The 17,830-nt window shown below is 59.4% G+C and carries 15 protein-coding genes; 7 read left to right on the top strand and 8 right to left on the bottom strand.

The features are described 5' to 3' along the window. Positions 1 to 109: 109 nt before the first annotated feature. Complete coding sequence (locus tag ACRXB1_RS00235; RefSeq protein WP_449490654.1) at positions 110 to 517, bottom strand: MerR family transcriptional regulator; 408 nt, start codon at positions 515 to 517, stop codon at positions 110 to 112. 67 nt (positions 518 to 584) lie between these two features. Here ACRXB1_RS00235 and ACRXB1_RS00230 point away from each other — a divergent pair, with 67 nt between their 5' ends. The 7 genes from ACRXB1_RS00230 (at position 585) to ACRXB1_RS00200 (ending at position 8,822) form a co-directional block, all read left to right on the top strand. After that, complete coding sequence (locus tag ACRXB1_RS00230; protein WP_449490653.1) at positions 585 to 2,726, top strand: heavy metal translocating P-type ATPase; 2,142 nt, start codon at positions 585 to 587, stop codon at positions 2,724 to 2,726. Positions 2,727 to 3,018: 292 nt separating this feature from the next. Then, on the top strand, positions 3,019 to 4,911 hold the full coding sequence (gene dsbD / locus ACRXB1_RS00225; protein WP_449490652.1) for a protein-disulfide reductase DsbD: 1,893 nt from the start codon (positions 3,019 to 3,021) through the stop codon (positions 4,909 to 4,911). 224 nt (positions 4,912 to 5,135) lie between these two features. After that, on the top strand, positions 5,136 to 5,372 hold the full coding sequence (locus ACRXB1_RS00220) for a hypothetical protein (RefSeq protein WP_449490651.1): 237 nt from the start codon (positions 5,136 to 5,138) through the stop codon (positions 5,370 to 5,372). Positions 5,373 to 5,963: 591 nt separating this feature from the next. Further along, positions 5,964 to 6,374: a PCYCGC motif-containing (lipo)protein gene (locus ACRXB1_RS00215; RefSeq protein ID WP_449490650.1), complete on the top strand. Its 411-nt coding sequence runs from the start codon at positions 5,964 to 5,966 to the stop codon at positions 6,372 to 6,374. An 82-nt stretch (positions 6,375 to 6,456) separates the two neighbouring features. After that, on the top strand, positions 6,457 to 8,088 hold the full coding sequence (locus tag ACRXB1_RS00210) for a multicopper oxidase family protein (RefSeq protein ID WP_449490649.1): 1,632 nt from the start codon (positions 6,457 to 6,459) through the stop codon (positions 8,086 to 8,088). Positions 8,089 to 8,164: 76 nt separating this feature from the next. Continuing rightward, complete coding sequence (locus tag ACRXB1_RS00205) at positions 8,165 to 8,476, top strand: high-potential iron-sulfur protein (RefSeq protein WP_449490648.1); 312 nt, start codon at positions 8,165 to 8,167, stop codon at positions 8,474 to 8,476. 28 nt (positions 8,477 to 8,504) lie between these two features. Beyond that, a complete protein-coding gene (locus tag ACRXB1_RS00200; RefSeq protein WP_449490647.1) occupies positions 8,505 to 8,822 on the top strand; it encodes a P-II family nitrogen regulator in 318 nt (105 codons plus the stop codon). Positions 8,823 to 8,913: 91 nt separating this feature from the next. Here the strand turns inward: ACRXB1_RS00200 and ACRXB1_RS00195 are convergent, their stop codons facing one another. From ACRXB1_RS00195 to ACRXB1_RS00165, 7 genes are all read right to left on the bottom strand, one after another. Next, positions 8,914 to 9,267, bottom strand: a complete 354-nt coding sequence (locus ACRXB1_RS00195) for a copper-binding protein (RefSeq protein WP_449490646.1) — start codon at positions 9,265 to 9,267, stop codon at positions 8,914 to 8,916. Further along, positions 9,264 to 12,482 (bottom strand): efflux RND transporter permease subunit, encoded by a 3,219-nt coding sequence (locus ACRXB1_RS00190; RefSeq protein ID WP_449490645.1) that lies wholly within the window; start codon positions 12,480 to 12,482, stop codon positions 9,264 to 9,266. The genes ACRXB1_RS00195 and ACRXB1_RS00190 overlap by 4 nt, the downstream gene beginning before the upstream one ends. Further along, positions 12,479 to 14,023, bottom strand: coding sequence for an efflux RND transporter periplasmic adaptor subunit (locus ACRXB1_RS00185; RefSeq protein WP_449490644.1), 1,545 nt, complete (start codon positions 14,021 to 14,023; stop codon positions 12,479 to 12,481). Before ACRXB1_RS00185 ends, ACRXB1_RS00190 begins: the two co-directional genes overlap by 4 nt. A 10-nt stretch (positions 14,024 to 14,033) precedes the next feature. Beyond that, positions 14,034 to 15,341 (bottom strand): TolC family protein, encoded by a 1,308-nt coding sequence (locus tag ACRXB1_RS00180; RefSeq protein WP_449490643.1) that lies wholly within the window; start codon positions 15,339 to 15,341, stop codon positions 14,034 to 14,036. 110 nt (positions 15,342 to 15,451) lie between these two features. Beyond that, positions 15,452 to 15,817: a hypothetical protein gene (locus ACRXB1_RS00175; protein ID WP_449490642.1), complete on the bottom strand. Its 366-nt coding sequence runs from the start codon at positions 15,815 to 15,817 to the stop codon at positions 15,452 to 15,454. Between the two features lie 227 nt (positions 15,818 to 16,044). Further along, positions 16,045 to 16,458 (bottom strand): DUF4148 domain-containing protein, encoded by a 414-nt coding sequence (locus ACRXB1_RS00170; RefSeq protein WP_449490641.1) that lies wholly within the window; start codon positions 16,456 to 16,458, stop codon positions 16,045 to 16,047. Between the two features lie 118 nt (positions 16,459 to 16,576). Next, positions 16,577 to 17,029, bottom strand: coding sequence for a DUF4148 domain-containing protein (locus ACRXB1_RS00165; RefSeq protein WP_449490640.1), 453 nt, complete (start codon positions 17,027 to 17,029; stop codon positions 16,577 to 16,579). Positions 17,030 to 17,830 lie beyond the last annotated feature (801 nt).

Raw genomic sequence — 17,830 nt, 5'->3', positions numbered from 1 at the left:
TTGTGCCTGTCTGACTTTTACTTAGCAGGAGTTTGCGGGCCTCACTTGTCAACCGCCCAGTCGACGGAACGGCTTTGAAACAGGCACTCATTTGCGACAGGCGGACCGACTAATCGGCAGGCGAAAGGGATTCGATAATTCGACACTCAGCGACCGTGCCGCAGCCGCATTGATCGATGAGATTGTCCAGTTCGGCCTTGAGAGCCTGAAGATCGCATATCTTGCGTTCGACTTCGCGGCGATGCTCATTGGCAATTGCATCGATCGCAGCACACGATTGGCTACGATCATCTGCAAGCGCTAAAAGCTCGCGCACTTGATCCAGCGAGAAGCCCAACTCCCGGGCACGCCGTATAAAGCTCAGCCGATTGAGGTGCGAGATATCGTAGGTGCGATAGTTGGCGGCCGTGCGTTCAGGGTGCGGCAACACGCCGATCCTTTCATAGAACCGGATCGTTTCCACCTTCGTGCCGGTCTCTTTCGCCAGATGACCAATCGTCAAAATCGGTGTATCCATTCCTTGACCCTCTGGTTACTACAGGGTTTATGCTAGTCCTCAACGAGAATTTTGTCGAGGTCATCCAATGGCAAGTCCAAGCACGCTGAAACTTCGGATCGAAGGAATGGATTGCGGAGCTTGCGCGGTCAAGATCGAAAATGCGATGAAGCGCCTGCCGGGTGTTAGCGACATTAATGTCAGCTACGGCCAAGAGAGCCTGAGTCTTACGCTCGACGAAGATCGTACATCGCCGGAAAGCATTGAAGCCAAGATCAAGGCGCTTGGTTTTACTCCATTGTCGAACGCTCAAGGGGAATCCTCGGCGACGCCAGACGCGGGTGAGCGCACTGCGCCAACATGGTGGCGCACTCGCAAGGGGCAACTTGTTCTGTTCACGGGTGCGATGTTCGCGATCGCGTCCGCGTTCGCCCAAATCGATCCAGGTTTAGCGCGATGGGCGTATTCGATCGCGGCGCTGCTCGGTGTTGTTCCGGTGTTAAAGCGCGTATATGCGGGTGCAATTTCTGGCACCCCGTTCAGCATCGAGACGCTCATGTCGGTGGCGGCACTCGGTGCTGTTGCAATCGGTGCGGCGCAAGAGGCTGCCGTTGTCATCTTTCTGTTCGCGGTCGGCGAGTTGCTGGAAACGATTGCCGCCGGACGCGCACGAAGCGCGATCGAATCATTAATGAACTTGACTCTTCGCGAGGCCCTGCGCGACCGGGATGGCATGCTCGAAAAAGTATCGGCTGAAGACTTGCTGGTTGGAGACATTGTGATCGTGCGTCCTGGCGACCGTGTGCCGTCTGACGGTCGAGTGACCGAAGGGGTCTCCGAAGTAGATGAGGCGCCGATAACGGGCGAGTCCGTGCCGGTGCCAAAAGAACCTGGAGCAAGCGTGTTCGCAGGCAGCACCAACGCGAATGGGGAGTTGCGAGTCGAGATTACACGCGTTGCTGCTGATAACACGATCGCCCGCATTATTCACATGGTTGAGGAGGCGCAGGGATCGAAAGCGCCAACAGCGCGATTGATCGATCGCTTCAGTGCGAATTACACGCCGGCCGCAATGCTGATCGCGCTTCTGGTCGCCGTGGTGCCGCCACTCGCTTTTGGCGGAGACTGGATCACGTGGGTCTATCGGGGTCTGGCAACGCTTTTAATTGCGTGCCCTTGCGCGCTGGTCATCTCCACGCCTGCCGCAATCGCATCCGGCCTTGCGGCTGGAGCCAGGCTCGGTTTGCTGATCAAAGGTGGCGCAGCGCTTGAAACGCTCGGCAAAGTGAAAACGGTCGCATTCGACAAAACCGGAACACTTACCCAGGGTCGCCCGCAGGTGACCGACATTGTGCCGGTCGAGGGTGACGAGGCGAATGTTCTCGCAAAAGCGGCGGCAGTTGAGCGCAAAACGAACCATCCACTTGGGATCGGCATTGTCGAAGCAGCGATGGCGCGCGGGCTAGTGCTTCCTTCGAGCTTCGGGGGTGCAATGGCGACGCCTGGAAAGGCTGTGACGGTACGATTGAAGGATGGCTTCGCCTCCGTCGGGTCGCCGCGATACGCAGCGGAGCAGGCACCCTTAGACGACCGAGTGGCGCACGTCATTTCCCAGCTGGAGGACCAGGGCAAAACTGTCGTCGTGCTGCTTTCGGGCAAGCGAGTGGATGCGCTTATCGCGCTACGGGATGAGCCGCGGGATGATGCTGCCATAGGGATTGCGAGGTTGAAATCGATGGGCATCGCTACCGTCATGCTGACCGGGGACAACCAGCGAACAGCGAACGCGATCGGCGCAACGATTGGAATCAGCGCGAAAGCGGCACTGTTGCCCGATGAGAAGCTCGCAGAAATCGCTTTGTTGAAGAAGGCAGGGCCTGTCGCCATGGTCGGCGACGGCATTAACGACGCGCCCGCGCTTGCGGCCGCGTCGGTCGGTGTCGCCATGGGTGGAGGAACCGAGGTGGCGCTCGAGACGGCCGAAGTCGCCTTGCTGCGCAATCGCGTCATGGGCGTGGCCGATCTCATTGATTTGTCCAAGGTGACCCTCCGCAACATCTGGCAAAACATTGGGCTGGCGCTGGGCCTCAAAGCTATCTTTCTTGCCACGACCGTGTTTGGCGTTACCACCTTGTGGATGGCGATTCTCGCGGACACGGGCGCAACGGTTCTTGTGACCGCCAATGCATTGCGCTTGCTTCGTTACGGTCGCAATCGGGCGACACGCTAAGATCGCATCCGAGTATCTGATTTCGGTCGGTCATCGTGCGTCGTGGTTTGGCGCTTCGCTTTCCGCGCATTTAGCCTTCTTTCTGCCTATCAGCTCCTACGATCGCCGTCGTAGGACGCGCGCACCTCGTTTTTTTTTCTATGAGTTCTTGACCTTCACGCTCGGTCAGGGTCAAGAATGCAGTGAGGCCGGCGAATCGACCATCGTCGAATCACGGCGAGACGGGCTAGGCCGCGAGATCGCTTACAGTGTGACAATTCGGAGCCATTTCGACGCGTCGGAGGATGGGGCAATGACGCTCATCGACAAAGTGCAGCTAGGTACGCGACCGGACGCGGGCGGGCGCCTGACGCGCTGTGCCCGCGACATTGCAGGCGCATGGCGCTGGTTCAAGCGGATAGTGCTCGCGCTCCTCGTTGCGGTCGTCCCGCTTCTAGCGCATGCGGTGACCGAATCTGACCTGTTGCCACCCGAACGGGCCTTCCCGCTAACTGTCAGTCTCAGCGCACCTCAGCAAGTTACGCTCGATTTCGGCACGCACTCCGGCTACTACCTTTACCGGGACCGTTTTAGCTTCTCTGTAGATAGCGTCCCGATGAAGCCGGTCGACTTGCCACCGGGCGAAGAGAAAGACGATCCCACCTTCGGCAAGGTCTTCGTTTATCACGGCCCGGTGTTGCTGCGTCTGACGTTACCTCATCCCGTGACCGCCGACGTCGTACTGTCAGTGACCTCTCAAGGGTGCGCGGATCTGGGTGTCTGCTATCCGCCCCTCACCCGGACCTACCGCATTGCAGCCGCCGGCGCGGTGTCGAACATCACGCATGCTCCAGACCAAGCTCGTGTCGCCAATGCCGACGTCAGCGCACCGGCGAACCCGCCGACACTGTTCGGGATGGCACTGCCGTCGTCCGCCGGCCTCAGCATCGCTGAGTTGCTCGGCTTTTTTCTTGCGGGCCTGTTGATCGCGGGGACGGCGTGCATGTATCCGCTCATTCCGATCGTGACAGCGGTGGTGTTGGGTGGTGAAATACACAGTGCTCGGCCGCATTTCTGGCACGCTTTTGCGCTCACCTTTGCCTACGTTCAGGGACTGGCGCTGACTTACGCATTGGCGGGCAGCATTGCAGCGTTCTTCGGCATCCAGTTGGTGATGTTCATGCAGCAACCGTGGATCCTGTCAAGCTTCGGTATGCTCATGGTGATCTTCGCGCTCGGGATGTTCGGCATGTTCCGACTGCAATTGCCCTCACGCTGGCAAACGGGCCTCACTGGCTGGAGCCAGCGATTGCCTGGTGGACGTATCCTTCCCGTCTTGCTGATGGGCGCCCTGTCCGCGCTGCTCGTCGGGCCCTGTTCAACGCCGGCGCTCGCTGGTGCGTTGCTGTACATCTCGCGAAGCGGTGATCTGCTTTCCGGTGCGCTGGCACTTTATGTGATGGCAATCGGCATGGGGATTCCGTTACTGGTCGTCGGCACGTTTGGCGCGCAGGTCTTGCCGCGAACAGGTAAATGGATGCGTGCGGCGCAGAACACGCTGGGCGTGATGCTACTGGTGGCCGCCCTGTGGTTCGTCTACTCGTTGCTGCCATCGTGGCTGCTGATGGTGCTGGTGGCCGCGCTCCTCGCCGCGTGCGGCATGATGCTTCGTGCGATTGATCCATTGCCGCCGGATGCGCGTGGTATTGCACGGGTGGGCAAAGCACTGGGTGTGCTCCTTGTCGCTGCCGGTATTGCCGAACTGCTCGGTGCCCTGTCCGGTAACGACGATTTGTTGCAGCCGCTAAAGCGCCTGCCACAGGGGACGGCAGCCGTCACGGAAAGCCCCTCGCGTTTTCAGCCGGTGCGCACGGTGGCCGAACTGGACGACGCACTGAATCAGGCACATGGTCAGCCCGTCATGGTGGACTTTTATGCGGACTGGTGCCTCTCCTGCAAGGAATTGGAACGCTTTACGTTCGCCGACCCACGTGTGGCGGCTGAATTGGCACACTGGAAGCTCCTGCGCATCGACGTCACACGAAACACACCCGCCGATGCTGCGCTGCTAAAGCGCTATGGATTGTTCGGACCGCCCGCATTAATTTTCTATGACCGAAGCGGTCAGCAACAAACGGGGGCGGAAGTGGTGGGATTCGTTGGTGCGGACACGTTCCTCGCGCACCTGCAACGCTGGGGCCGCTAATGTCGCATTCACTGGGACTTCGCCCATCAGGTTGTCGACGTAAATACCGAGATTGCAAGACGTGGCATCACTGCCCGACTGCGCCTATACTAAAAATCATGAAATTTCTGACCAAATTGATCGCTTGTTTTCTGATCGCGTGGTTGCCGATACTCGGCTACCCCGCGCAGGCGTCGCTTTGTTCAGCGATGGCGCCTGCCGTTTCGCCGTCACATGAAAGCCAGATGTCCATGACTGACATGGGCGATCATGCTGATGGCGCAAAAGCGCCCGTCGTGAAGACGCAGGCGGGTGGTCACTGCAGCATGGGCGGTCACTCGTGCAGCATGCCGTGGGTTGTCGTTCCCTCCCTTCATGTCACGGTAGCAATCACCTCGTTGCCTGTCTACCGGCCCATGAGTCACGTTCTCTTGGCGCAGTTCATCCCCGAGCCGCCGCAGCGCCCACCACAAGCGCTTTAATCCCTCTCCGTTAGTCCCATCGTAGACATGTTCATGGACGATGCGCACGCGCGTCAGGAAAACTGCCGCCGGGTAAATACATGCGTCGCTTCCGACCGCCTTCAGTGTTCCTGTCGATGGTGCTGATAACGCGGTCCATGAAGCGGTTGGATGAACCCGCAGCGGTTCGCGCCCGCCGGCGAAACAGGGGTTGCCTACGCCAGTAGAACTGGTGCCACGCGTTAGCCTGTGGCACCGAACTGGATGGAGACTGACGTGAGTGATCGTTCCTGAATTCTGAAAGCCATTGTGATCGTGCTAGCCGTAGTCGGACTCATCACCGTACTGGGTGTGGCAGGGATGGCAATGATGCACGTCGGCATGATGCGTGGCATGCGGTAGTGTCATGCCGCGATACGCGCTTGGAGTTGATCCTCATCTGGCCAAGGAGACACCTCGATGAAAGATAGGCAACCTGACAAAAAACTTTCGATAGACCAAGCCACACGTGCACGGCCTCGCAGCACGCGATTGAACTTGACGAGGCGCCGCTTGCTTTGGGTGTTGCCGGTGGCGCTATCCGCGGGCGTAGTGTCAATGGCGGCGGAAATCATGATGTCAAAGACCACGCCGGTGGGGGACAAGGGGCCATTACCGGGCACAGCCAACACTGCATGGCGTATCGGTATGCTGCGCGCCGACGGTCTGCGCATTGTGCCGACTGGACGCACCGATGCCTCGCACGTGCTGAACCCCTACCAGTTCTCGGGCACCGCGACGCGGCACGCGTATTGGGTAGCCACGCAGATTCCGGCAACCCTGAACCAGTTGTATTGCTGGTGCGGCTGTGAGAATCGCGGTGAGCATCGCTCCAATTTGCAGTGCTTCGAAGACCAGATGGCCGTGACGTGCCCCGTTTGTCAGGGTACGGCGGAGATCGCTTATCAGATGACGCGTAAGGGTATCAAAGACCCGGGCAAGATCCAGGCTGCGGTCGATGCGAAGTGGGAGCCGAAGGGTTGATGGCGTCATGCATCCGTGGGGAGGTGACGGCACCAATCCGCGGCTCGAGCAAGACGATGGCGGCTTGTTGCGGAGGTGATGAATGCCGGATATCAAGAACACGAAACGTCGCACGCTCCTGCGCGCCTCGCTGAGCTCGGCACTACTCGCGAGTGCAGGCTGGCCACCTGCGTCGCGTACCGCATCCGCGCAATCAAATCCACCAACGCATGCGCCATTCGTCCCAGATCTCGAAGTCGAGTTGCGCGCAAAGAAAGATCAACTCGCGATCTGGCCGGGATCGGCTACACACGTGTGGCGCTACGACGGAAAAGTCACCCAAGGCGACGCCAGCGCGCTCGTCTTTCTCTCCGATGGGTACGTGCCGGTATTGCGTGCGCGGCGCGGACAAAAAGTGCGGATCGATTTCATCAACGAATTGTCTGAGCCGACCATCATCCATTGGCATGGTCTGCTCTTGCCGGCCGCGATGGACGGGCATCCGCGCAATGCGATCTCGCCCGGGCAGCATTTCCGCTATGAATTCGAGGTCCAGAACCGCGCCGGCACGTACTGGTTCCACGCGCATCCGGACGGTCGCACCGGCGCACAGATTTACTTTGGACAGGCCGGCTTCCTGATCGTCGGTGATGAGGAAGAAGCTGCGCTCAAACTACCTGAAGGCGCTAACGATGTGCCGCTCATGATCCAGGACCGAAAGGTGAATGGCGACAACCAGTTTGCTTACCTGTCACAACCAGCAGGCGGGATGATGGGGCGTGGTGGAATGATGAAAAGCACAATGATGGGCAACGGCGGCATGGGCGGCATGGGCGGCATGGACGACATGATGGCGCAGATGATGGGGTTTCTCGGCGACCAGATTCTCGTCAATGGACGGCCCGACTTCGTGTTGCCGGTAGCAACCCGCGCCTATCGCCTACGCCTGCTTAACGGGTCTAACGCACGCATTTATAAGCTCGCATGGAACGACGGTTCGCCGTTAACAGTGATCGGCACCGATGGTGGACTGCTCGAAACACCACTGCTACGGCGGTACGTGACGCTCGCACCGGCCGAGCGGATCGACGTGTGGGCGGACTTCAGCCACCAACCAGTAGGGACCAAGATGACGCTGGAGAGCCGCGAGTTCGCGGGCGACGTCGCCATGGGCGGGATGATGGGTAATACGGAGTTGCCGATGGGCGCGCGTTTCCCCGTGTTGAACGTCAGGGTCACGCAGCAATCGGATGCGACCAGCGTCCTGCCGATGCACCTCGCGCGGGTGCCGGCGGTACGTCCGCAAGAGGCAATCAATTTCTCACGGCCACGTGCGTTCAGTATCACAATGGGCATGATGACATGGGGCATCGACGGGCGCCGTTTCGAAATGGATAGCGTCACGGCGTCGGAAACCGTGAGGCGCGAGACCACCGAAATCTGGGAGTTTCGCAACGAGGCATCGATGATGTTGATGGCGCACTCGATGCATGTACACGGTGTGCAGTTCCGCGTACTAAAGCGCTCCGTTGCAACGGAGTTTTCCAGGGCGCGCGACTCGGTTGCGGGTGGATATGTCGATGAGGGATGGAAGGACACCGTACTCATTATGCCGGGCGAGCGAATCCGCTTGCTGATTCGCTTCGGCGCGTACACCGGGATATTTCTCTATCACTGTCACATGCTGGAGCACGAGGACTCGGGCTTGATGCGCAACTATCTGATTCAGGCGTAAGAGCGTGATTCAAGAATCGGAGACAACCAGGCCAGACTTCGCGAGTGCGAGGAGGCCAGTGAAATGGAGGGCGACCATGAAATTCTCTCGCCGCAGTTTTATGCTCGTCACCGCTGGTTTGACCTCGTCGCTGATCCTGGAGCGCAACGCTACAGCGCAAGCCGGGCCGGTCCTTGAATCCGACGCGAACGCGCAAGCGCTCGGGTACAAAACAGATGCAAGCAAGGTCGACAAGGCGAAGTATCCGAATCATCAACCCGGACAAGCCTGTGCGAGTTGCCAGTTTTTCCAGGGAAAGGCCGGCGATGCAATGGCTCCTTGCACGATCTTTGCCGGTAAGCAAGTCAATGCAAAGGGCTGGCGTAGCGCGTACGTCAAAAAAGCGTGAAACGAACCAACCGAACAAAGGGATCATCATGGAATCGCAATGCGTTGTCGCCATTATCAGGCCGGATGTGCTTGGGGCTCTTAGGAAAGCGCTACACGCAATCCATACGCATGGCGTCACGATCAGCAAAGTAAGAGGTTTCGGTGCACACCTGAACCCGTATGCGAACGACGAGGCGATCGGACACCTGAAAATCGAGATCTTCGTTCGCACGGCCGATGTCGATACGCTGGTCGCTGCAATTATGAAGGTCGCGCATGTGGGTGCGCCGGGCGACGGCGTGATCGCCGTGCTGCCGGTTTCCCATTTCTATGGCGTCCACACCATGACCGAAGTGCTGCCGTAGTCGTGTCAAACGCGATTCTGTTAGCTGCGGCCTCAAGGACAGCGGCGCCTACCAGAGTAGGCGTCGCCGCGTCCTTGGCGCCGACCGCCAGTTAGTGCTTCTCCAGCTTCACAATGGTCAGCGTGCCGTTGACATCTTCGACCCGGACTTTGACCTTCTCGCCTTCCTTGACGTGGTCAATCATCGCCGCGTCCTTGGCCTTGTAGGCCATCGTCATCGCCGACATGCCGATGTTGGTGAGCGCGCCGTGCTGCAGCGTCACCATGCCAGTCGATGGGTCCACCTTCTTGACCACAGCGTCTGTCAGTTGCGATTTGCCCGGCTTGGCGGCGCTCATCGCGCCGTTGTCCATCTTCATGCCGGCCATTTCGTCCGCAGCTACCGCGGCACTAGCGAGCGTGAGTGCGGTGCAGAATACGGCGGATACGGTAACGAACTTCTTCATTGGGTTTCTCCAGAGTGGGATTGCGGCACGAGCGTGCCAGTGGGTACTGCGTGAGGTTGAAGCGGTTCTTCAGTTTTCGTTTGGGTGCGCGCAATCTTCCGGCGTTGCAGCAGCAGCCAGGCGGCCGGGATGATCAGCATCGACAGGAGCGGTGCGGTCACCATGCCGCCAACCATTGGCGCGGCGATCCGCTGCATGACTTCCGACCCTGCACCGTGGCCGAGCATGATCGGAATGAGGCCCGCCAGCACGACCGCGACGGTCATCGCCTTGGGTCTCACGCGCAAGACGGCGCCCTCGCGAATTGCATCGACGAGCGTTGCTTCGGTGAAGGGCGCGCCTTCCTCGAGTCGACGGTTGAGCGAACCTTTTAGATACAGCAGCATCACAACGCCGAATTCGGCCGCGACGCCCGAGAGCGCGATGAACCCGACAGCGGTCGCGACCGACACCGCGTGTCCGAGGATCCAGATCAGCCAGAAGCCTCCGACCAGTGCAAAGGGCACGGTTGACATCAGTAACAGCGCGTCGGCTGCCGAGTTGAACGTCAGGAAGAGCAGCACGAAAATGACGACGAGCGTCACCGGAATCACGGTCCGCAATTTCGCGGCCGCTCGCTCCAGATACTCGAACTGGCCGGACCACGCGATGGAATAGCCTGGCGGCAGTACAACGTGCTGTGCAACCGCAAGCTGCATTGCCTTCACGGCCGATTGCAAGTCCACATCGCGAATGTCGACGTAGACGTAACCCGACAAGCGCGCGTTCTCACTACGGATCATCGGTGGCCCATCGGAGATCTTGATGGTGGCTACGTCCCCTAGCGTGATCTGCGCCCCCCGGTCGGTGACCACCGGCAACTGACGCAGATTGTCGACGGAGTCCCGGATCTCCCGCGGATAGCGAATGTTGATCGGGAAACGCTCGCGGCCTGCAATGACTTCGCCGACGTTATCGCCGCCGACCGCTGTCGACACGATGGACTGAACGTCAGTCACCGACATGCCATAGCGGGCTGCAGCCAACCGGTCGATATTGACGTCGATGTAGTGGCCGCCGTTCAAGCGTTCCGCTAGCGCCGACGTGACGCCTGGAACGTTCATCAAGACGGACTCGACCTGCGTGGCAATCTTGTCAATCTGACCAAGGTCTGCTCCAGAGATCTTCACCCCCACGGGCGTCTTGATGCCAGTCGACAGCATGTCCAGGCGGTTGCGAATCGGCGGTACCCAGACATTCGACAGACCGGGAATCTTGACGCGGGCATCGAGTTCATCCACAAGCTTCTCGGGTGTCATACCGGGCCGCCATTCGCTGCGCGGCTTGAACTGGATCGTGGTTTCGAACATCTCGAACGGCGCCGGGTCAGTCGCGGTGTCGGCACGTCCCGATTTGCCGAACACGGTTTTCACCTCCGGGACCGTCTTGATCAGCCGGTCAGTTTGTTGAAGCAACTCGGCGGCTTTATCCGCTGAAATGCCGGGTAGCGCAGTCGGCATATACAGCAGGTCGCCTTCGTCGAGCGGTGGCATGAATTCGCCGCCTAGTCGCGACACAGGAATGAGCGTGATGGCGAGTGCGACGACCGCCAGCCCGATCGCGACCCACGGTCGGCGTAGCGTCGCTTCGAGCAATGGGCGATACAGCCGGATCAGCACACGATTGATCGGATTGGCATTCTCATGCGGAATACGTCCCCGGATGAGAAAGCCCATCAGCACCGGCACCAGTGTCACGGACAGCCCAGCGGCAGCGGCAATCGTGTAGGTCTTTGTGAACGCTAGTGGGGCAAAGAGCTTCCCCTCCTGGCCCTCGAGCGAGAAAACCGGGATGAACGACAGCGTGATGATGAGCAGCGAGAAGAACAAGGCGGGCCCAACTTCTGCCGCGGACTCTGCGATCAGTTCCCACCGCTGAGCGTTCGTGATTGGACTATCCGGATGTTCGTGGTCGTACGCTTCCAGGTGCTTGTGTGCATTTTCGATCATCACGATCGCAGCATCGATCATCGCGCCGATGGCAATCGCAATACCGCCCAACGACATCAGGTTTGCGTTGACGCCCTGATAGCGCATGACGATGAATGCGGTCAGCACACCGAGCGGCAGCGACAGGATCGCGACGAATGCGCTGCGCAGATGGAACAGGAACACCGCGCAGACCAACCCGACGATGATGAACTCTTCGATGAGCTTGTCTTTGAGGTTGTCGACTGCACGCTCGATGAGCTGCGAGCGATCGTACGTTGTCACGACCTCGACGCCTGGTGGGAGCGATTTTTTCAAATCGGCGAACTTGGCTTTGACTGCATCGATGGTCGTCAGCGCGTTCTTGCCCGAGCGCATCACGATGACGCCGCCGGCCACTTCGCCTTCGCCGTTCAACTCGGCAATACCACGGCGCATTTCGGGGCCAATCTGGATGCGAGCGACGTCCCCCAACAGGACCGGTGTGCCGGTATCGTTGGTCCGCAGCGCGATGTTGCGGAAGTCGTCCAGTGAGCGCAGGTAGCCAGATGACCTCACCATGTACTCGGACTCGGCGAGTTCTACAACCGATCCGCCCGACTCCTGGTTGGCTTTTCCTATGGCATCGGCAACAGCACCTTGTGTGATGCCATAGGCGCGCAGCTTGTCTGGATCGATGACGACTTGGTATTGGCGCACCATGCCGCCGATCGACGCGACTTCCGAGACGTCCGGTACCGACTTCAGCTCGAACTTCAGAAACCAATCGTTCAAGGCTCGAAGCTGCCCCAGGTCGTGTTTGCCGGTGCGGTCGACCAATGCGTATTCGTAGACCCAACCGACCCCCGTGGCGTCGGGACCGAGCGACACGGTCGCACCCGGTGGCAAACGACTCTGCACCTGGTTCAGATATTCCAATACCCGCGAACGCGCCCAATACTGGTCCGTCTTGTCGTCGAAAAGCACGTAGACGAATGCATCACCGAACGATGAGTAGGCGCGAATAGTCGTCGCGCCCGGCACACCCAGCAGCGTCGTCGTGAGCGGATAGGTCACCTGGTCTTCGACCACCTGCGGCGCTTTACCGGGATACGAGGCCTTGATGATGACCTGCGTGTCGGACAGATCAGGAAGCGCATCGAGCGGTGTCTGCGTCAGCGAATAAAAGCCCCATGCTGTGACGAGCACGGTCGCGAGCAGCACGAGAAACCGGTTGTAAATTGACCAGCGAATGATGCGCGCGATCATTTCGTGCCTCCAACCGGTTCGACCTTCGTCAGTTGGTATCCGTCATCGGACTGCTTGAACACGAAATGTACGGAATCGCCCACCTTGACGTCCGGGAAGGCCGTGGGCGCAGGCTTGCCAAATGTCATGGTCATTGCACCCCATCCCAACGCGGGCACGGGCTGGTGCGAGAACGTGATGTCACCGGGCGTGACTTTTTCAACCTTGCCGGTCGTCTCGTAGGTTGGAGCCGCAGCTGCGGCGGAGGCTGGCGCCGGAACCGATGCACCCATGCCTGGAACAACGCTTCCTTCGAGCTTCGGCAGCACGGATTTCAGGCTCGCTTCCGAGTCGATCAGGAACTGGCCGGAGGCCACGACCTGCCGGCCTTCCGTCAGTCCGCTCGTCACTTCAGTATCGTCACCGGCATCGTTGCCCACCGTAATCGCGACAGGTTGCAGTCGACCATCGCTGTTCTTGACGATGACAATCGACCGTTTGCCGGTCGTGATCACGGCTTCGGACGGCACGAGCAGGCGCGACACGGGTTTTGCTCCGCTGATATGCGCGCGCATCAGCATCCCCGGGGTCAGCTTCAGCCCGGTATTGTCGATTTCAAGGCGCGCCTGTAACGTGCGACTGCTTGTGCTGATGCCGGGCAGGATTTCGCGGATGTGACCGCTAAAGTGCTGCGACGGATCGCCGTCGAACATCGCGTCGACCAACATACCGGGCCGCACCTGCAACGCGAGCGACTCGGGGATCTCGATGATTAACCAAAGCTTTGACAGGCCTGCGACCTTGGCGAGCGTCTGCCCTGGCGACACCATCGCGCCATCACGGACATTGAGCTCGGTCAGCACGCCCGTTTCTTGCGCGGAAAGCGTCACGTGCGTCTGCGCTTTACCCGTTCGGTCCAGGTTCGCAATGAGCCCGTCTGGAATCGACATCGCTCGCATGCGTGCGCGGGCACCTTCAAGCATGCCGTCGTCCATACCGCCGCGTTTGAGCGCCAGATATTCTTCCTGCGGTGCCAGCCAATCTGGAACGAACAGCGACGCAATCGGCGCGCCCTTGGCCACGCGCTGCATCGGCGCGCTTGCATACAGATGGTCGATGTAGCCTGTCACCCGCGACTGGACGACATCAGCCGCCGACTCGTCGAACTGCGTGGAGCCGACCGCGTCGAAACCTTCGGCCGTGTCCTGCCGGCGCACCGTGGCGTATCGGATACCAAGATTCTGTTGAAGCCCCGAGTCGACCCGGATTCCGCTGGAGCCGCCCTCGTCGGCAAAGACGGGCTGCAGTGCCATGGCCATGAAGGGAGATGGTCCGGGCTTATCGAAGTGCTGGTTCGGCACCATCGGGTCGTGCCAATACAGGACCTTGCGGCCCGTCTTCGGGTCGACCTTGTCGCCGGGCGCGGGTGAGGTCGCGGCCGTGGCTGATTCCATGGGTGCATCCGTCGCAGAACGATGGGTGCCGATCACATAGCCGGCGCCTAGCAGCGCGGCTGCGACGAACACCGACGCTACCGCACGTACGAGTAGTTTCTGATTCATGTTTTTCTCCTTATTGGCTGGCTTGGCTGGCGGTCAAGTCAGGCGGCAAAACCTGGAATTCCAACTGGGCCCAGACCAGGGAGACTTGTCGTTCGAGATTCAACACTTGAAGGTTCGCTTCGAGCTGCGTGTGCCTCGCGTCCAATGCATCGGAGAGCGTGCCGGCACCGGCCCGATAAGCTGCATTGGCGAGTTCCACTTTCTGCGCCGCGGCGGGTAGAACGGTTTGCTTCACGTTCGCTAAACGTTCTCGACCGCTGGCGAGCTTGGCCGTCAGGCTTTGGATATCGGCTACGACCTGTCGCTCGGTGTCTTCGTAAGTGAGCCGTGCTTGTGTGCCCATTTCCGACTTTTGCTCGACGTCGCGATCCTCGACGTTTCTGCGGTTGATCGGCAAGGGGATGGAGACACCGAACGACACGTAGTCCGAGAAATTTCCACCCCGCTTGAAATAGGTCAACCCCCACGTCCAGTTCGGGTCTCGATTGCTTCGGGTAACGTCGGTGTCGGCATCGGCCAACGAGATGGCGGAGCGTGCGGCGATCAGATCAGGCTGGACTTGATCGAGCTGCTCGACACTTAAACTGGACACCTGTGACTCCAGCTCCGGCGGGTTGCCGGCGACCTCCAGCACATTGCCTGCCGCCGTCCAACGCGACAGGGCGATAAACGCGGTCTTCTCGTCCTGCTGCGCGTTGATCAGTTCATCACGCGCGTTCCCGAGCGTGAGGTTGGCTTGGGCGACGTCCACCGCAGCGCCTTTTGCACCGCGGTACGACGCTTGTCTGGCGGTCAGTTCCTGGCTCAGATGGTCGACCAGGGCCTGGCTCAAGGCGACGGCCTTTTTTGCGTAGATGGCGTTCAGCCAAGCCATGGCCGCTTGCTGACGGACCTCCGCCACTTTTTGCAGGTAGGTCGATTTATCGCGCTCTACGGCGCGATCTGCCAACGCAGTACGCAATCGGCGCTTGTCCGTAGATACCCACTCTTGTTCGATGCCGATACCGCGCATCGTGAAATTGTCCTGCCCGATCGTGAAGGCCTGTGACCCATTGATGGGCAAGTCCTCGACGCTCAACTTCAACATGGGATTGGGTAGTTGCCCGGCTTTGACGACTACGTCGGAACTGCCCCGGACTGCGGCTTCCGAAGCCTGAATCGAGGACGAACGACTGGTGGCTATTTGAAGCGCTGCATCGAGCGTCAAGCCCGCGTCCTGGGCGTTTGCCACGCCACTGGAAAACATAACGACCGCTGCCAAAGCGAGGCAATGCAGCGGCCCACGTCGGATGATCGACGTGAGATGTTGGAAATGCATGTGAACCCCGAATGGTCGAGCACCCTATATCCGTGCGAACGGACATACGGACTCAAGTCCTGAACCAGGACAACATCGCCGCGAAGCTGCGGCGAACCAGATCGACGGAGCTAGAGGGACTGCGGGGGACGCCAGAGTCCATCCGGCGCGCGGAAGGAGAACGACTCTGCGTAGTGGAAACTGAGGGGGATAAACGATCCTGCGGGCCGAACGACTGAGGGAGAAGATACGGGGTGATAGAGGCTGCCAATTTGACATTGAGCAGTCACCTTGCACAGAGATGACTTCGACTTACCGTGTTCGCTGGATGTCGCTGTCACCATTTCGCAGCCGGGCATATCGGCCGCCATGGCGCCGCTATCGTCGGCCATGACCTCTTGCATCGGACACTGTCCAGTCGCTCCACTGGCTGCCAGCCCACTGATAGGCAGCATAGCGCAGAGCAACAGAAGGAGCATTGTCCGAAGAAATTTCATGGCTGCAATTATAGCGGAGACATTTTATTAAGGTGGCGAGGAATTTTGACTACGCCGCTGACCGCTGGATGTCTGCATCTGGACGTCCGTGCGGATAAATGCGTTGAAAAACGGCGATGAAAGACGATCAAGCTTTGTCCTTGTCACAACATGACCGGTAGACGACAAAGTCCCGACGTCCCATCACCGCTGCTAAGTAGCTCGAAAGCGAACTTATTGATTGTTCGCTACCACTGGATCCCCGCACGCCAGGCCTGCTCGACCTGTTGGAACCCAACCTGGTTGCGAGCAACGGTTTCGATGCTGGGTGGGTACTCATTCTTATGAACAGGGACCGTGCCGGCGCGCTCCGCCTCCAACAGTTCGGTGCGGACCTGTGCACGAGTCTTCCCGTAACCTGTTGAGCGTTCTGCGGCCGAAGGACCATTCGTACCAGTCGTGAGGACAACGGATTCGGAACCAGCGCTATTTGCCAGCACCGTTTGCTGCGAGTGGGATGTTGAGCTAGTAAGCGAGGGCGCATAGAGGTTTGGATTACGCCCCAATCCATTGTCACCGCCCCCCGCCGCGAATGCCGTAACGGTTGCGGATAGTAGCAATGTTGCGAAGACCACTTGTTTAAACGAAGTGATGCGTTTCATGTGTGTTTCCTTGATGTTAATTAGGTCAAGCGCGATAGCGCATTCGATTTCGACGATTGCTGACTAGAGGTCGCTGCGTGGCTTCATGCAATGAAGCACGATGGCGCACAGTAATAACTCACTTGCTTTGATCGGCGTCACTCGCCAATTGCCCCTGCGCCGGAAGGTCTCCATGCGCGCGCCAAAACGGTGCGGCCTGCTGGAATCGCACCTGATTGCGCGCGATGGTCTCGGCGCTGGGCGGATAGTCAGTCTTGCCTGATGGGATAAGGCCCATGCGTTGCGCTTCCACTAATTCCTCGCGCACCTGTGCCCCTGACTTGCCCGTCGAAGTGCTGTGAGTTGCTGCAGGCGCCTCCAGCGCGGGGGCGGTGGAACCCGTGACGCCTGCGCGAAGAACGGCCGCACTGAAAGCCGTCGATGCCGTGCGTTGACCAGCGCTTGAGTGCGCATTCTGGAATGGGTAATCCCTCGGCGCGGCGGAACCGCCACCACTCGCGAAGGCCGTGAGGGTCGTCGACACGGCCAGGGTTGCAAAGACAGCGTGTTTGAACGAAGTGAAGCGTTTCATTGTTAATTCCTTAGAGAGAAATAATTGCAGTGCGCAATACGCGATACGCATCGACGAAACAAATTGCCGAAGTTACAAAGCCTGGGTGCCTTACCCGCGACTCGACTTGGGCGACTTAGTTGAATTTGCTTGGTTTGCGAAACGCTTTTGCTTGATCCGTCTTCGCGAACGATCGGAGGCCCGGTAAGCGGCGAGCGATGCGACGCACAGTTCGAACGCGGCGAACAGGCAGACGGTGGGACAAAGCGGGAAAACCTTTCCGCGAACGAGCGTGATCGCGCGCTAGCTTTCGCCAAGCACGATCGACGTCAATCGCCGGAGATCAGATTCGAAAAATCTGGAACAGAATGCGAGGAGGGGGAGAGGCGGAAAGCAGAATAGGCTCAGGCCGTGTCGGCGAGCGTGGCTGGATCGCCAATGCAGGGATCGTCGATGCACCCCAGATCAAAGGTGTCCAAACGAGTGGCGATGGTGCGGGTTGCTGGGCGTGATCAGGTTGCGCAGAATTGTCGCAGTGAGCGTGGCAAACCGCGGCGACCTGGTGATCGCGAAGGTCGGTATGACCATCGAATAGCGTGACTGCTTCGGTAGACGATGAGCTGGAAAGCGAAGGTGTCGTTGTGCACGCGTACGCAGCCACCCAGAGCTGGCTGAAGAACAGCGCAACAAGGAGCGTGATAACGGTTAGCGTACGTTTAGCTTCGCGGCGCATGGTGGCTCAGGCGGATTGGCGGAGGTTGTGCGCAATGGACTGCACATCGGCGAGCAACAGGGTCGCACACCCGGATTCACTCGCGGCAG

This window comes from Caballeronia sp. M23-90, assembly GCF_053574605.1.
Note: the sequence above shows the minus strand (reverse complement) of the source record. Positions and strands in the feature narration are given on the sequence as shown.

Bases quoted from the DNA above. Each gene is read 5' to 3' on its own strand.
- ACRXB1_RS00235 (WP_449490654.1), bottom strand. From the start codon at position 517: ATGGATACACCGATTTTGACGATTGGTCATCTGGCGAAAGAGACCGGC.
- ACRXB1_RS00230 (WP_449490653.1), top strand. From the start codon at position 585: ATGGCAAGTCCAAGCACGCTGAAACTTCGGATCGAAGGAATGGATTGC.
- dsbD (WP_449490652.1), top strand. From the start codon at position 3,019: ATGACGCTCATCGACAAAGTGCAGCTAGGTACGCGACCGGACGCGGGC.
- ACRXB1_RS00220 (WP_449490651.1), top strand. From the start codon at position 5,136: ATGTCCATGACTGACATGGGCGATCATGCTGATGGCGCAAAAGCGCCC.
- ACRXB1_RS00215 (WP_449490650.1), top strand. From the start codon at position 5,964: ATGATGTCAAAGACCACGCCGGTGGGGGACAAGGGGCCATTACCGGGC.
- ACRXB1_RS00210 (WP_449490649.1), top strand. From the start codon at position 6,457: ATGCCGGATATCAAGAACACGAAACGTCGCACGCTCCTGCGCGCCTCG.
- ACRXB1_RS00205 (WP_449490648.1), top strand. From the start codon at position 8,165: ATGAAATTCTCTCGCCGCAGTTTTATGCTCGTCACCGCTGGTTTGACC.
- ACRXB1_RS00200 (WP_449490647.1), top strand. From the start codon at position 8,505: ATGGAATCGCAATGCGTTGTCGCCATTATCAGGCCGGATGTGCTTGGG.
- ACRXB1_RS00195 (WP_449490646.1), bottom strand. From the start codon at position 9,267: ATGAAGAAGTTCGTTACCGTATCCGCCGTATTCTGCACCGCACTCACG.
- ACRXB1_RS00190 (WP_449490645.1), bottom strand. From the start codon at position 12,482: ATGATCGCGCGCATCATTCGCTGGTCAATTTACAACCGGTTTCTCGTG.
- ACRXB1_RS00185 (WP_449490644.1), bottom strand. From the start codon at position 14,023: ATGAATCAGAAACTACTCGTACGTGCGGTAGCGTCGGTGTTCGTCGCA.
- ACRXB1_RS00180 (WP_449490643.1), bottom strand. From the start codon at position 15,341: ATGCATTTCCAACATCTCACGTCGATCATCCGACGTGGGCCGCTGCAT.
- ACRXB1_RS00175 (WP_449490642.1), bottom strand. From the start codon at position 15,817: ATGAAATTTCTTCGGACAATGCTCCTTCTGTTGCTCTGCGCTATGCTG.
- ACRXB1_RS00170 (WP_449490641.1), bottom strand. From the start codon at position 16,458: ATGAAACGCATCACTTCGTTTAAACAAGTGGTCTTCGCAACATTGCTA.
- ACRXB1_RS00165 (WP_449490640.1), bottom strand. From the start codon at position 17,029: ATGAAACGCTTCACTTCGTTCAAACACGCTGTCTTTGCAACCCTGGCC.